The organism is Mycobacterium yunnanensis (genome assembly GCF_025823185.1).
In the GTDB taxonomy this organism is placed as follows: Bacteria; Actinomycetota; Actinomycetes; order Mycobacteriales; family Mycobacteriaceae; genus Mycobacterium; species Mycobacterium yunnanensis.
The window spans coordinates 626,994-641,569 of record NZ_JACKVK010000008.1; the positions used below are offsets into that span (position 1 = coordinate 626,994).

A 14,576-nucleotide genomic window follows, 5' to 3' on the forward strand; every position below is an offset into this window, starting at 1 on the left:
CTGGCCACGCACCTACACGGGCTAGCTCGAATCCCTCAGTCGCAGCGCCAACCCTGTCGCCCTGACCGCGCGCTTCTCGATCGCCGCGCGCACCTCCTCGGCCGATCCCACCACCCGCACCTTGGTCTTGGCGCGGGTGACGGCGGTGTAGAACAGTTCGCGGGTCAGCAGGCGCGAATCGACCGGCGGCATCACCACCGTCACCTCAGCGGCCTGCGACCCCTGGCTCTTGTGGATCGTCATGGCGTACATCGTCTCCAGGTCGGGCAGCCGGCTGGTGGCGAACGCCCGTGGCTCGCCACCCCCGGCGATCGCGGCCCGCAGTCCGTCCGGCCCGTTCACCGTCACCCCGGTGTCGCCGTTGTACAGACCCAAGCCGTAGTCGTTGGCCGTCACCAACACCGGTCGGCCCACGTACCAGTCCGACCAGATCGGCTCGCCCGTCGCCTCGGTCAGCCAGCGCTCCACCTGCCGGTTCCAATGCCCCACCCCCTGCGGTCCGCGGCGGTGGGCGCACAGCAGACGATGCTCGTCGAGGGTCTGCAGCGCAGAACGGGCGTCACCGAGGATCGCAGCCTGACGCAGCGCAAGTGCTTGCGGCAGCAGGACTTTGCGCAACGCGACCGCCGGGTCGTCGTCGACCATCCACTCGACGTGGTCACCGCCGGCTTCGAGCACCGCGATGGCAGCACTGGCGGCGCCGTCGCGGATCGCCGAGGCCAACGCGCCGATCGATTCGCCGAAGCGGTGCGACGTGCGCAGCGCGACCACCGGCGAGCCGCCGCCCGCGCCGAGTCCGTCGACCAAGTCGGCCAACACGGCCCCCGCGTCCACCGAGGCCAGCTGGTCGGGATCGCCGACCAGGAGCAGCCGCGACTGCGGTCGCACGGCCTCCAACAGCCGCGCCATCATGGTCAGCGACACCATCGACGTCTCGTCGACCACGATCACGTCGTGGGGCAGCCGGTTGCCGCGGTGGTGACGAAACCGCGAGGAGCTGTCGGGACGGCTGCCCAGCAGGCGGTGCAACGTGGTCGCCTGCAGTCCGGTGAGCCGTCGCCGGTCGACCAGGTCCAACTTCTCGATCTCCTCGCCGACCGCCTGCTGCAGCCGGGCGGCGGCCTTGCCGGTGGGTGCGGCCAGGGCGATGCGCAGCCGCCGGCCCGTCGCGGCCTGCCCGGCGAACAGGGCCAGCAGCCGCGCGACCGTGGTGGTCTTGCCGGTGCCGGGCCCGCCGGTGAGCACGGTGACCCGTTGCGCCAGAGCGATTTCGGCTGCCTCGCGCTGCTCCTCGTACCCCGCGGGGAAGAGGCGCTCGACGTCGGCCGTCGAGTCGACCGCACTGCGCGACACCATCGCCCGCAGGTCCTCGGCGACCTGGACCTCCTCGCGCCAGTACCGGTCGAGGTACAGCAGGTGCTCCTGGCGCCGCAACACGTGTGGCGCCTCCAGCAGCGGACTGGCCCACACCGCCGCCAGCCACCCCTCGATCGCCGGCCAGGGCAGGTCGGGTACGTCCACCTGCGCTTCGACCGACCGCAGGTCCAGACACACCGAGCCGGCGCGTAGCCCGCGCACCACCAGCGCCAGTGCCAGCGCGACCCGCTCGTCGTCCTCCTTGGCCAGCGCGCACAGTCGTTGGGCGACCAGCACGTCCGCGGCGTCGACGACGGCAGCTTCGTTGAACACCGCCAGGAGCCCGGTGGCGCCGACGGCACGGCGCCAGCTGGCGGCGTCGTCGACCGGCTCGACCGTGGTCACGAGGTCACCCTCCCCGCGTCGAGCAATTCGGACATCGCGACGACCAGCGAGCTGGGCGGTTTCCAGTCGAAGACCCCGGCCGGGTGCCCGTCGACCACCGGAGTGTCGGCCCCGCACATGCCACGGACGAAGAGGTACAGCACGCCGCCGAGGTGTTCCTCGGGTGCGTAGCCGGGCAGGCGCCACCGCAGGAAGCGGTGCAGCACAACGCTGTACAGCAGCGCCTGCAACGGGTAGTCCGAGTGCAGCATCGCCTCGACCAGGCGTTCGCGCTCGTAGTCTGCTGACGTCAGCGCCCCGTCGCCGTCGCCAAGCCAGTTCGACTTGTAGTCCACGACCACGTAGCGGTGGCTCCCCTGGAACGGGACGCGCAGCACCGCGTCGACGGACCCGTTGAGGTATCCACGCAGCGTCTGGCTGCCCAGGGCGTCACCGGTCAGCCGCTCGGCGTAGCTCGCCAGCGGATCCCCGTCGGGCAGGTGCTCGGCGACCAGCCGCCCCACGTCGCGCAGTGCGATCCTCGGCGCCGCGGCCCGTAGGTCGCCGCCGGCCAACGGAAATTCGAAGTCCAACTCTCGCAACCGGTCTCGCAGGCCGATCTCGCGTAGCGTCAGATCGCCGGCCAGCGGACCCAGGGGCGTGTCGTGCATCGGGACCATGGCTGCGGCCAGGTCGGCCGGTGGCACGTCGACCGGCCACCACACGGAGTGCTCGACGATCTGACCCTGGAGTTCGGCGGCCAGGTCCGCGGCGAAGGGGTCGGCGGTCTCCAGCACCGCGTGCATCAGGGTGCCGAACGTCGCGCCCTTGGGCAGATCGGCCATCGGTGACGGCAGGGCAGGTCCGGTCGGTGGCTTCAGCAGGGGGAGGTCGCCCACCTCGTCGTCGAGGGCGACCACCTCCGGTTCGCTGCCGACGCCGGAGGTCTCGGCCCCGCGAATCAAACCCGAGTACGACGTGCGACGCCACGTGGTGTCGATGGAGCGGTGAAAGTGCCTGGCGTCCAAACCCGTCGGAGGTGGATCGACGGGCAGTGGGGGCACCGGGGTCAGCACCGACTCCTCCAGTATGGGCCCGCCGACGGCCTCCCACTGACGGAGCAGCGCCAGGGCGTCGTCGTCGGTGATCTTGCTGGGCACGCATCGGTTGGGCACCACAGGCTGGCCGGGCTGACGGCCCCGCAGCAGCCGCGACAACCCGCCGTTGGGTTCGTCGTTGGCCGGCGCCCACCACGCCACCACCTGAGACTGCGCGCGGGTCATCGCCACGTAGGTCAGGCGGCTGTCGTCACCGGCGGCTTCCTCCCGGCCCAGCCGCTCCACCTCGCGGTAGTCCGGGCTGTCCTTGCCGCCGACGTGCAGGCAGCGGGTGGGTCCGTCGTGGAACAGAATGAGGTCGCGCTCGGGCACCCAGCGGTTGAAGGCGAACGGCAGGTACACGATGGGGTACTGCAGTCCCTTGCTGACCCACACCGTCATGATCTGCACGGCCGCGGCGTCGCTGTCGAGTCGGCGGTTGCGTTCGCCCGCGCCGCCACGGTCCTCGCGCTCGGTACGCAACCAGTCGCGCAGGGCAGGCAGCGAATGGTGCTCACGATGGGCGACGTCCTGCAGCAGCTGCGTCATGTGCGCCAGGTCGGTCATGTGCCGTTCACCGTCCCGCCAGCCCAGTACGCGTTCGAGCATCCCGTTGAGCTGGGCGGCCTCGAAGATCGCCGCGACACCGCGTTCGCGGGCATGAGCAGCCCACTCCCGCAACGTCTCCGCGATGTCGTCGGTCAGCTGGTCGCCGCCTCGCGCCAGGTCTTCGGCGGTCTTGCCGAAGAACATCGTCGCCGCTGCCGCGCGCACCACACCAGCGCGGTGCGGCTGGTCGAAGGCCTCCAGCAGCGACAGCCAGTCGTCGGCAGCCTGCGAGGCGAAGATGTCCGAGTCGCCGGTGTAGACCGCCGGGATGCCGGCGCGGCCCAGCGCCTGCTGGCACACCCGGGCGTCCTTGTGGGTCTCCACGATGACGGCGACGTCGCCGGCCTGCACGGGTCGGCCGTCGAAGGTCGCCCCGCCGGCGAGCAGGGCGCCGACGTCGTTGGCGAGGTCTCTTCCGATGTGCTGACGGAGGTCGTTGATCGACACGTTCTGAGTTCCGCCGCGGCCGAACGTGGTTCGGTTGACCACGCGCAGCCGGAATGGTTCGTCGTTCGGCGCGCCGACCAGCCGGCACCCCTGATTGGCGGCGTCGACGTCGTGGACCACGATCGCGGGGTCCCCGAGCTGGGCGCCCCCGAGCACCGCCTGCAGCCGGCCCACCAGAGCGCTGTCACTGCGCCAGTTGGTGCCGAGGGTCTTCTTGGCACCCGCCGTCTCGGCCGCGTTCAGATAGGTGACGATGTCGCCGCCGCGGAAGGCGTAGATGGCCTGCTTCGGGTCACCGATGAGGATGACCGTCGACCGGCCGCTGAAGGCGCGGTCGATCACCTTCCACTGCACGGGGTCGGTGTCCTGGAACTCGTCGACCATCACGATGGGCCACCGGCGGTGCATGCGGACTCGGGCGGGGGAGTCCTCGGCGTCCAGCGCGTCGGCGAGCCGGGTCAGCAGGTCGTCGTAACCGAGGATGCCCTGCCTGCGCTTGCGCGTCTCGAGCTCGGCGAGAACGCCTTTGGCGAAGGCGACGCACACCGCGGCGCGGGACTCCGGCGGCGGGTCGAGCGGGCGCAACTCGGTGGCCGGGTTGCCCACGACCTCGCGGGCCAGCTTGAGCGCATCGGGATAACTCAACACGGGGTCGTCGCGGAGTTGGCCGAAGTGCGCCAGATAGAGGTCGTCGACGACCTCGGTGACCAGGTCGGTCAGGCTCTCCACCAGCGTGACCCGCGAATCCGAATCTCCCGCGACACCAAGGGACTTGAGCACCAGCTGGCAGAACTGATGGGTGGTGGCGATCGTCGCGGCGTCGAAGTCGGCCAGCGCGTCGCGCAAGCGCTGCCTGCGATCGCGGCGGTCGGCGTCGGTGCCCCTCAGCAGGTGCGTCACCAGGTCGTCGTAACCGGTGTCGGTCGGATCGTCGAAAGCCCTTGCCGCGTCGGTGATCTGGCGCCGAACACGGTCGCGAAGTTCTTGGCTGGCCGCCCGGCCGAAGGTGATCAGCAGCATCTGGTCGAGCGTGGCGACGCCCTCGGCGACGTAGCGCGTGACCAACCCGGCCAGAGCGAACGTCTTGCCGGTGCCCGCGCTGGCCTCCAGCACCGTGGTGGACGCCACGGCGGGCAGATCGCCGGTCAGGTCGAAGCGCTCCATCAGATGCCCACCTCGGCGCGCAGCATCGGCAGCCACAGCCGGGCGGAGTACGCGCCGAGACGATGCGTCTCGCCGTCGACCTCCTCGCCCGGCCGCAGGGGTTGCATGAGTCGGGACAGCCACGCGTTGGCACCCCACGCACGAACCTGCGCCGGGTCCTGGTCCTCGCCCGGGTAGTTGCCCGTCCGCCACCGGAAGGCCGCCTCGCGCTCGGGGTCGGCGCCCTCGTGACGGGCACTGGCCCACGCATAGGACGTCTTGACGGGCAGCGGTAGCGGCTCGCGACGCCCGGCGTCGTAGATCGCCACCAGGTCGCGCAGCAGATCGGTCGCTGGCTCGGGTGGCTGCGCGAGCGCGCGCTGGTTGGGTCGGCTCGACCGCCTGGCACGGCCGATGCAGATGGCCGACCAGTCCCGGTCCGGGTGCGCAGCGAACAACGCCAACAAGGGAATCCAGGAGGCCAGCAGATGCTTGCCGTCGAGCTTGGAGTAGGTGACGGACACCAGCCTGTCACCGAAGACCGGGGACACGGTGCCCGTCAGCCGGCGTCCGGCCCCCAGGTCGACGTCCACGTCGTGGGCCTCGGCGTCGGCCGTGCGGTAGGCCAGGGCGGTCGAGGCCAGCAGGGTCGCCTGCTCGCGCAGTTCACCGGCTTTGCGCCACCCGAGCTGCCCGGGCGGCAGGGTGCCGCGGCGCCACTCGGCCTGACGCGCGTCGTCGGGACTCATCCCGCGCATCATGTCGGTCAGCATGCGGTCGCCGACGGCCCACTGCTCCAGTGCGTCCATGTCGACCGAGATCTCGTCGGAGACGCCGTCGACGTCCCACGGCAAGGTGTACTCCAGCGCCCGGAAGAAGCCCTTCACGGGATCCTTGAAGAAGGTGACCAGATCGGCGAGCGCGACGTCGTCGTGCGGCTGCGCGGGCAGCGGACCCGAGACGAACGCCGGCTGCTCCGAGCGCTCGCTGGTGCTCGCTCTCGCGGCGCTGAGCACCGTCGAGTCGAACGTGAACGGCACGTCGGGCACCAACCGTCCCGGCATGACGTTGCGAATGTCGAAGGGCTGCAACGGATGGTGGACCACGACCCGTTCGCGAACGGGCTGCGGGGTGGTCGCGTCCAGGGCGTCGAGCAGTTCGGCCAGCGGCACCGCAGGAGGCCGCGGCTGTCCAGAGTAAGCGTTGGCGCCGGTGTAGGTGACCACCAATTTCTCGGTCGCCGCCCCGATGGCGTCGAGCAACAGTTGGCGGTCCTCGGATCTGGTGTCGCGCTCACCGGTCAGCGGCTGGCGGGCCAGGACGTCGTCCCCGTCGGTGATTCCCTGCCGCGGGAACGTCCCGTCGTCGAGGCCGACCAGGCAGACCACCCGGTGCGGGACCGACCGCATGGGCACCATGGTGCAGACCGTGAGGGTGCCCGTGCGGAAGTTCGCGCGCGTCGGGCGTCCCGCGAGGTGCCGGGAGAGCAGGGCCGTGACGTCGGGCAGGCGCATCACCGTGGAGCGGCGGTCCCCGGCGTCGCGGAGCACCTTGCCGAATTCGCGCTGCATCTGACTGGTCTGCCAGGAGTCGGCGTCGTCGACGCGCGTCATCGTCTCGATGCCTGAGCTCAGCGCCTGCAGCCAATGCTCAAGCGGGTGGTCGCCGGTCAGCGCGTCGACGGTGCGCTGCAATCGGTCGACGAACTCGGCGAGCTGGCCGGCGAGTTCGACGCGGTTGCTGCCGACGTCATCCAGCGGAAGGGTCGCGCCGACCCAGGCGTGTGCGTCGTCGGACATGGCGACCCCGGCGAGCACCCTGTCGACGCCGAACCGCCAGGTGTTGTGGACGAAGTCGACGCCGTAGGGCTGGCGATGTTCCTGGTCGAACCCCCAGCGGACGTTCGCCTGACGGACCCAGCGGGTGACGTCCTCCAAGGCGTCGTCGGTGAACCCGAAGCGGGCCCGCACCGGAGCGGACTGCGCGAGGTCGAGCACCTCGCTGGCGGTGACCCGACTGCCGGCCAGTGCGAGCAGCTGCGACGCCACCCCCAGCAGCGGATTGGTTTGCACCAGTGAGCGATCCGCGAGTCGCACGCGCAGCTGGTGGGCTGGGTGAGCACCGCGCAGGACGTCACCGAGACCGAAGTCGGCGTTGATCAGCGGCGCGTACGCCTCGACGTCGGGGCACATCACCAAGATGTCGCGGGGTTCCAGCGTCGGATCGTCCGCCAACAGACCCAGCAGCACCTCGCGCAGCACGTCGACCTGACGCGCCTGGCCGTGGCAGGCGTGCACCTGAACGGATCGGTCGTCGACGGCAACCGCGCGGCCGGTCGGCCGGACGTCGTTGGCGGCGATGTCGGACTGCAGCCACCCCAGCAGAGTCGGCGGATGGTCCCGGCCCGCCAGGTATTCGTCGGTGCGCAGCTCGGCGGGCAGGATGAGCTGCAGCTCGCGCAGGTCTCTGCCGAGGGTGGCCAGAAGTGGATGACGCACGGCGCGATGGCTGGTGTCGTCGCGACGAGGCACGGGACCGCGGGCACCGATGAGCGCGCGCCACAGGTCGTCGCTGGGGTGCGGCAACCACAGGTGCACGTCGTGGTGGGTGGACAGGGCGGCGAGCAGTTCGATCTCGGTGACCGGCAGCCTGGTGTGGCCGAACAGCGACAGCCGCGGCGGCAGGTCGGACGGCGAGACACTTAGGCGCGCAACGATTTCACGGTGGCGTACGTGCGGCGGGTCGGCATCGACGCGGTCGAGGAGGGCCTGCCAGAGCGGAGGTTGCCACTGCAGGTCGGGGTCTAGGTCGACGACGCCGTCGCGCCACTGCGCCAGCAGCTGCGGCCGTTGCCTGGCGTAGGAGGCGAACAGGCCCGCGATCCGGCGGGCCACCGCGTAGCGCCGACCCTGCCGCAGCTCCCGTTCCTCACCGCTGGCGAAGTGGCCGAGGTGGGTGGCCAGCGGGCGGCACCACGGCTGGTCGAGGCTCTCGTCGACGACCTCCAACAGCGGCCACACCATGGCGTCCGGCGACCATGGGTCGTGTTGGTCGGTGCCGGTGATCTCGGCGATCAACGAATGCGGGTTTCTGAACTCGACCCCCGCGCAGATGCCGTCAGTCCCCGTGGCGCGGCCGAGGACGTGGGACAGGCGCTGGCTGAGCCATCGCTCGACACCACGCGCGGGCACCAGCACCAGCTCCATCGCAAACGGGTCGTCCAGTGGATCGCCGAGGAGTGCGCCCAGACCGTCGGCGAGGAGGTCGGTCCGCTCGGCGCGGTGGAGGTGAAGCGACATTTGACGTCAGCCTATGGGGAGCCGCCGACACGGGCCGCGGGAATTCCCACCGCACTGGCGGTGGGCCCACAGGAAACGCCCAGGAGCGACGCCTACCGTCATCGGTGGAGCTTCCCCCCGAGCTCCCAGATGGCTCGGCCCCGTCACACCTCCCCCCTGTGGTGACGGGGCCGAGATCGTCATTAGGGTCCCTGTCGATGGCCGAGATTCCGCGCAGCGACCAGTGGGCCCACCTCGACGAACCCGTACGACGGGTGCTGTCCGCGGCGTGCCGCGACCTCCCGCCCGACGCCTCGCCGGCCGATGCGATTCGTCGGGTCGACGCCGCGGTGGACATCCTGAAGGGCTACCGTGCGGCCGCTGCGTCCGCGCCGGGGGCCGACGAGGTCGAGACTGCCTGCGATGCACTGCGTTCGGCGGCTGCCGCGCAGGCCGAGGCCGAACGCGTCGCGGACGCGCTGGCCGCCGATCGCATCCAATTCCTCGAGACCAGCTTGGAGTTCCACGATCGGCACGGGGCGCAGCCGTGTCCGGTGTGCGCCGCGAGCACCCTGGACGACGAGTGGGTGGTGCGAGCGCGCGCGGCGCTGACCGCCGAGAAGGACGCCGCGGGAGCGCTCAGGGTCGCCCGGTCGGCGGCACATCGAGCCCGCCAGACGGTGACCGCCCTGGTCCGCGCCGTGCAGGCGCCCCCGACCCAGGACGCCGGACTACCGGGCGTCGACGAGGCCCGCGCGGCCCATCAGGTGTTCACCGCACCGGGTGCCAACGACGACGTGGCCAGGGCCGAGCAGGTGGCCGCCGCCCTTCCGCGGCTGCGGCAGGCCTACGGCGCGCTCGGGCGGGCCGCCGAGGCCCAGCTGGGGGCGGCCCATCAGGCGCAGACGTGGTTGCGCAGCGTCGCGGGAGAGGGCTAGCTGCGGGTGAACTCGTCGGGCAGGCCGTCGATGCCCGCCCGAATGGCGGCGACCACGTCCATCCGGGCCTTGAGCTTGCTGGCCCGGTGCGCCTTGGGATTCACACCCGCGGCGGCTTCGGCGGCGACGTCGTGGGCGCGCGCCAGCACGTTGCCGTCCTCGACGATCTCGTCGAGCCAGCCGGCGCGGACGGCCTCGTCACCGGCGAACACCGCCGCCAGGGAGACCGCTCGCTGAAATGCCGCTCGCGTCAAGCGGTTTCGCATGATCTCGATGGCTGAGATCGGCAGCACCATGCCGATCGCGACCTCGTTTGCCTGGCAGCGCGAGCTGGGCGAGCCGACGCGGTGGTCACCGCTGAGCATCAAGAACGAGCCCATCGCGATGGCAGGACCCGTGGCAGCCATGATGACCGGCACCGGGAAGCTCAGCAGGCGGATCGACAGCTCGAACCCGCCCGCGAGCATGCCAAGGGCCGCGGCGGCATCCCCGGAGTTGAACACGCTGAGGTCGAAGCCGGCGCTGAACACCCGCGAGTTGCCGGCGAGCACCAGCGCCTTGACCTCGCCGTCGCCGGCGGCCGCCTCGGCGCGGTCGAGGGCCTCGTTGAGGTTCTGCTGCATGGCCGGCGACAGCACGTTGACCTTGCCGTCGTCGAGCGTGATCGTGGCGACGGATTCGGTTTGGGCGTAAGCAACGGTGCTCGTCATGCGCCCGATGGTACTTAGCGGGTCCGCGCGGAATGACGCCCAGGCGTTCCGTTCTGGATCCAGGGGAAGTCCAGTTCGGTGGTCTCGTCGGACTGTCGGGTCCGCCAGCGGTCCTGCACTTCGGCGACGGCCTTGGTCATCCGGTCGATCTCGGCGCGGAATACGTCGGGCTGGGTTTCCTTGGACGCGTAGTGGAAGTAGGACAGCACGCTGCGGAGCAGTTCGAGCTTCTGCTTCTCCCGCTTGGCCAGGTCGTGGGTGGTCATCAACTCGATGCGCTGCACCGGTTGCAGCGTCCCCCAGTCCAGCCGGAACGGGGTCTCGAAGGTGTGCCCCTTGGACTTCTTCGCTCTCGAGGCGGCCCGGGGCTTGTCGGAGTAGGTCAGCGATCCGTCGAACCGGTCCTGAATCGATCCACCGAGTTCCGCGCGGCTGATCGCGGAGTCCCAGACCGTACGCCACTCCTGCCCGGGCGCCAGGTACAGAAGGTCGCCTGGCAGGTCGAGCTCGGCAACCTCGGGCGCCCTGTCGGGATGGGCGTCCTCGTAGGCGGCGACGGTGGGGTGGTCGACGAAGTCGAGGCGAATGTCGTGGGCGGCGGTCTGACCGAAGTTGCGTACCACCAGCTCGATGACGTGCCAGTCGGAGGCGTGCGGCTCCATGTACATCGAGACCTGAGGGCGCACCTGCTCGGTGCGGAGGTCGCGATTGCGCTTGAGCTGGCGGTTTGCCCAGAAGAGCACGACGATGCCCAGGATCAGGGCGGCCCACGCGGCGATCGCCAGCCAACCGCCGGATCCGAGATTGCTCAGATCCGCGAGCCGTTCGTTGATCCAGTCCATGCGTGCCCGATTCGTCTACTTTCGTTTGCCCGAGACCTTAATCGGTCACCCAAGTTGGCGTAAACCTCAGCGGTCGCGGTTGTTAGCCATCGCCGCGCCGTCCATCGTGGCACGCCATCCTGTGAACACTTTGCTCGCGCAGCCCGGCGACCGAGCGGCATTAGGTGCAACACCGGAGACCCATGACGACGTCAACGTCGGCCATCTCCGGAGGTCAAGCGCGGCAGGAGATTACGACGCACCAGGATCGCCGACGTCGACCTTCCGCTTTGGGAGGCAATTTACCCTCGCGCTGATAGCATTGCTGCGCAAATGAGCAGCGTTCATTCCCAACCCGGCGACGGTGGCGTCACGCCGTTGCGACTGGCCTTCCTCACCGAGCTCTACCATCCCCACGTCGGCGGGCAGGAAGTGTTTTTCCAAGAGCTTGCCGAGGCACTCGTCCGCCGCGGGCACGCGGTGGACGTCTTCTGCATCTCCCACGACGCGGCGCTGCCGGCGGACGAATGGATCAACGGCGTCCACGTCCACCGCACGCAGGGCAGCGGCGTCTACCCGAAACCGGTGATCCCCGTCCTGCGCCGCAATTGGTCCGACATCTTTCGGTACAGCGCCGACGTGCGACGGGTCGCCGCCACCGGCGGGTACGACTTCCACCTGCTCAACCAGTGGCCGCTGTTCCACGTGCCTGCGCTGAGCAAGCGCGCCAGGGCCCGCAGTGCGATTCACTGGTGCGAGGTGCGTACTGCCGACCCGGTACTCATCCTGCAGCGGATCTTCCCTCGGATGGTCGCCACGAACTTCGGGGTCGGTGAGGCCGTGGCCGCCACCATCGGTCGCCAGTCGGGCCGGGACTTCACGGTGCTGCCGAGCGGCATCGAACTCGACCGCTACCGATCGGCGGAACGCGGCACACGCTCAGGGGTGCTCTACGTCGGCCGGCTGGCACCGCACAAGAACATGCCCCTACTCGTCGACGCGTTCGACCTGGCGGTCGACCGCGGCTTGGCCGGAGACCTGGTGATCGCCGGCGACGGACCGTCGCGCGCCGACGTCGCCGCATACGCGAGCCGGTCACCCAACGCCGCGCGAATCAAGGTGCTCGGTGCGATCGACGAGGATCGCAAGATCGAGCTGCTCTCGCAGGCCTCGGTATTGGGCATGCCCAGTACTCGGGAAGGGTTTCCCCGAGTGATCGCCGAGGCGATGGCCAGCGGGCTTCCGGTCGTCACGCCCCGCTTCGAGGAGAACGGCGGCAAGGACGTCGTAGCGCAGTACGGTGCGGGCATCGTGTGCGGCACCGCACCGGCCGACGTCGCCGACGCACTGCTGGCGGCCGAGGAGGGTTGGGACGGCTTCTCCCAGGCCGGACTGACGGGCGCCAAGTCACTGGACTGGTCGGGCATCGCCGCCACGTTCGAAGACCGAGTCCGACAGACCATCTCGACATGATGTGTGACGGCCCGCGGTCGGGGCGCTGAGGCCGTCTCCTAGGGGGCCGTCGCATTGCGTCGGCGGCGGCGACGCACGAGAATCGTCCCTCCGATCACCACCGCGAGCGCCACACACCCCGCACCGACGGCGACCCACGTCAGCCAGCTCGCGTCGTCTGCTGACACCGCCGGTGCGGTCCGGTCAGGATCGATCGTCAGGTCGTCGACGACGCCCGCGGCTCCGGCGGCCGCGACGTTGCCCTCCAATTGAGACCATCCTCCGGGTAGCCCGTCGACGTAGTCCAGAATGGGCTCGACGAGCGACCACGCGCCGCTCGTGGTGACGAGGATGACGGTACGGTTTCGCGGCTGGTCGGCGAAGGCTTGAACGGATCCCAAGCCGCCGTCGATGTCTGTGCGCAGTTGGTCGCTCAAATCGATTCGTACGTCGGTGCTCTCGCCGCTTACGGGCGGCTGCAGCGACGTCTTGCCGATCGTGGCAGCGTTGGCCAGGATCAGCGCACCCGTCGTCGAGTCGGCAGCCGAGTCCACGTCGACCACCCGTGGCATCATCGGCGTGCCGCTGGTGCGTGCGATGTCCGCCACGAGCCGGGCCGCGTAGTCGAGTTCATCGGGGTTCGAGCCGTCGAACGCGACCAGGAATTCGGGACTGAACTCCGAAGGGACCGAGCTGAACCCGCCCAACGCCGGGCCGCCTCGTCGCGCCGTCAACGTCGAACGGGGGTCGAGCTGAAAGGTCAACGGGGCAATCGTGGGGCTGCACAGCTGCCGGGGACTGAATGTCAGATCGAACTCGAGATCGATTCTCTGCTTGAGGAACTCGGAGGGTACGTCGAAGGTGGCGTCGAGGCGACCGCTCTCGTTCAGAGGGGACGTGTACACCACCTGGCCGTTGGCTCGCACCATCACACTCGCAGAGTCGAGTGACGCGACCGGCGTGTAGTTGGCGAGGAGGTGTGCCTGCACGCCGTCGATGCGCGCCCCGAGGGCCGAGCGGTCGACCCCCACCGTGAGCTTCGACGTGCGTAGTACGGTGCTCTCGCCCTTGATGTTCAGTTGTCCGAAGGTCAGCTCGTCCGAGGCGGTTTCCGAACGCGACCCGGCCTTTTCGACCCGTGCGTTGGGAATCTGCAGTAGGGATTGCAGCTGGTTGACGACGGGTGACAGCTGATCGGCGAGTTGGTCACCTCGTCCGGCGACCTTGAGGTATACGTCGGACCTGCCTGCGTTCACGACGCTGAGCGTCGCGTCGCCGGATTCGATCACCACTGCACGGGTGAGTTGTGGCGCCGGCGGAGGCGTCGCACCGCGAGGCTGCTTCACCACCGTGATCGCGGTCTTCTGGGGCGCGTATGTTCGCGCGACGACCGAGGCCATCGTCAGTGCCGCCTGCTGCTCGGACTGATCGGCATTCTGGGGAACGTAGATGGTCAAGGCGCGGAGGATCGGTGGGAAGAAATCGGCAAGGGTGTTGGGAGCTGGCTCGATTCCGGCAAAGACGGCGGTGAGGTCGCTGAGCTGTACTTGCTCCGCCCGACCGCACCGCTGGTCCGGGGGGACGGAAGGCTCTCGGACCGTAAAGGACAGTCCGGTGCCAGATCGGCTGGGTTGTGCTGCCGAGACGTCGACGTCGAACGGCACGACGGCTTGCGCTGAGCTGACGGCAGGCAATTCCACCGTCGCCAGGAATCGGCCCATCGTGTCGTCGATTTCGACGAATCCTGCTCCGAAGTCCACGGGTGCGTGGATGAGGCCGCGAAGGCGTCGGACCGTCATGCCGGGTTGGACGGGAATCGTGAAGTCCTGATTGGTGTTTGCACCGACCAGCGTCATCGACGGGTTGAGGCCCAGATCACTCCACGGCAACGCCAAGTCGTCGACCGTCGCGGGATCGGCGTTGAGCGGATCGGCTCGAGCGGAAAGCGGGGTCGCCAGCGTGCCTGCCAGCGCGACCGCCAGCAACAGCCTCAAGGCCGGTCCGACGTTTCGCCGCAACGGCGTACGCCCCGCCCCTGCGCTCGCCGCCGTACCGATCCCGTGAACGTGCCGAGAAGACACCGTCGCTCCCGCCTCGAGTAAGTGCCTCTTGATCGTCTTTGCAGACGCACGGTACTGGGAAACCAAGGTCCGTGGAGGACAACGCGCCGTTTGGCGAGGCGCCGTGGCGGCCCTCTGGTGTCAGGCTGTGTCGCGCGGTGTCCGGTCCGAGGAACGACTCGGCGCAGTTACCATGACTTCCGCAACGGCTAAAGGACGGAGCGCCGCTGTTGGGCCCCCACGCGTCGAGAGTCCCCGCGAGCGCGATCGACCGGCTGTCG

General features: G+C 69.6%; 8 protein-coding genes. 2 read left to right on the forward strand and 6 right to left on the reverse strand.

From position 1 onward, the window contains the following. Window positions 1-21: 21 nt before the first annotated feature. The 3 genes from recD to recC all read right to left on the reverse strand — a co-directional run bounded on the left by recD (window position 22) and on the right by recC (window position 8,335). Window positions 22-1,695, reverse strand: a complete 1,674-nt coding sequence (gene recD / locus H7K45_RS13030; RefSeq protein ID WP_263996989.1) for an exodeoxyribonuclease V subunit alpha — start codon at window positions 1,693-1,695, stop codon at window positions 22-24. A 62-nt stretch (window positions 1,696-1,757) separates the two neighbouring features. Continuing rightward, a complete protein-coding gene (recB, locus tag H7K45_RS13035; protein ID WP_263996226.1) occupies window positions 1,758-5,057 on the reverse strand; it encodes an exodeoxyribonuclease V subunit beta in 3,300 nt (1,099 codons plus the stop codon). Further along, on the reverse strand, window positions 5,057-8,335 hold the full coding sequence (gene recC, locus H7K45_RS13040) for an exodeoxyribonuclease V subunit gamma (protein WP_263996227.1): 3,279 nt from the start codon (window positions 8,333-8,335) through the stop codon (window positions 5,057-5,059). The genes recB and recC overlap by 1 nt, the downstream gene beginning before the upstream one ends. A 197-nt stretch (window positions 8,336-8,532) precedes the next feature. Between recC and H7K45_RS13045 the strand changes: the two genes are divergently transcribed. Further along, the gene (locus H7K45_RS13045) at window positions 8,533-9,252 is read left to right on the forward strand and encodes a hypothetical protein (protein WP_263996228.1); all 720 of its coding nucleotides are present in this window, start codon (window positions 8,533-8,535) and stop codon (window positions 9,250-9,252) included. On the opposite strand, the gene H7K45_RS13050 is transcribed toward H7K45_RS13045, so the two are convergent. Together H7K45_RS13050 and H7K45_RS13055 are read right to left on the reverse strand one after the other, a co-directional pair. Beyond that, window positions 9,249-9,962, reverse strand: a complete 714-nt coding sequence (locus tag H7K45_RS13050) for a crotonase/enoyl-CoA hydratase family protein (RefSeq protein WP_263996229.1) — start codon at window positions 9,960-9,962, stop codon at window positions 9,249-9,251. The genes H7K45_RS13045 and H7K45_RS13050 overlap by 4 nt on opposite strands. A gap of 14 nt (window positions 9,963-9,976) precedes the next feature. Then, the gene (locus H7K45_RS13055; protein WP_263996230.1) at window positions 9,977-10,804 is read right to left on the reverse strand and encodes a DUF8453 domain-containing protein; all 828 of its coding nucleotides are present in this window, start codon (window positions 10,802-10,804) and stop codon (window positions 9,977-9,979) included. Window positions 10,805-11,116: 312 nt separating this feature from the next. Between H7K45_RS13055 and H7K45_RS13060 the strand changes: the two genes are divergently transcribed. Further along, window positions 11,117-12,256: a glycosyltransferase family 4 protein gene (locus H7K45_RS13060; protein WP_263996231.1), complete on the forward strand. Its 1,140-nt coding sequence runs from the start codon at window positions 11,117-11,119 to the stop codon at window positions 12,254-12,256. 38 nt (window positions 12,257-12,294) lie between these two features. Here the strand turns inward: H7K45_RS13060 and H7K45_RS13065 are convergent, their stop codons facing one another. After that, window positions 12,295-14,229 carry a cellulose biosynthesis cyclic di-GMP-binding regulatory protein BcsB gene (locus tag H7K45_RS13065; protein ID WP_263996232.1) on the reverse strand — a complete coding sequence of 645 codons (1,935 nt, stop codon included), beginning with the start codon at window positions 14,227-14,229 and terminating at the stop codon, window positions 12,295-12,297. Window positions 14,230-14,576: the final 347 nt, after the last annotated feature.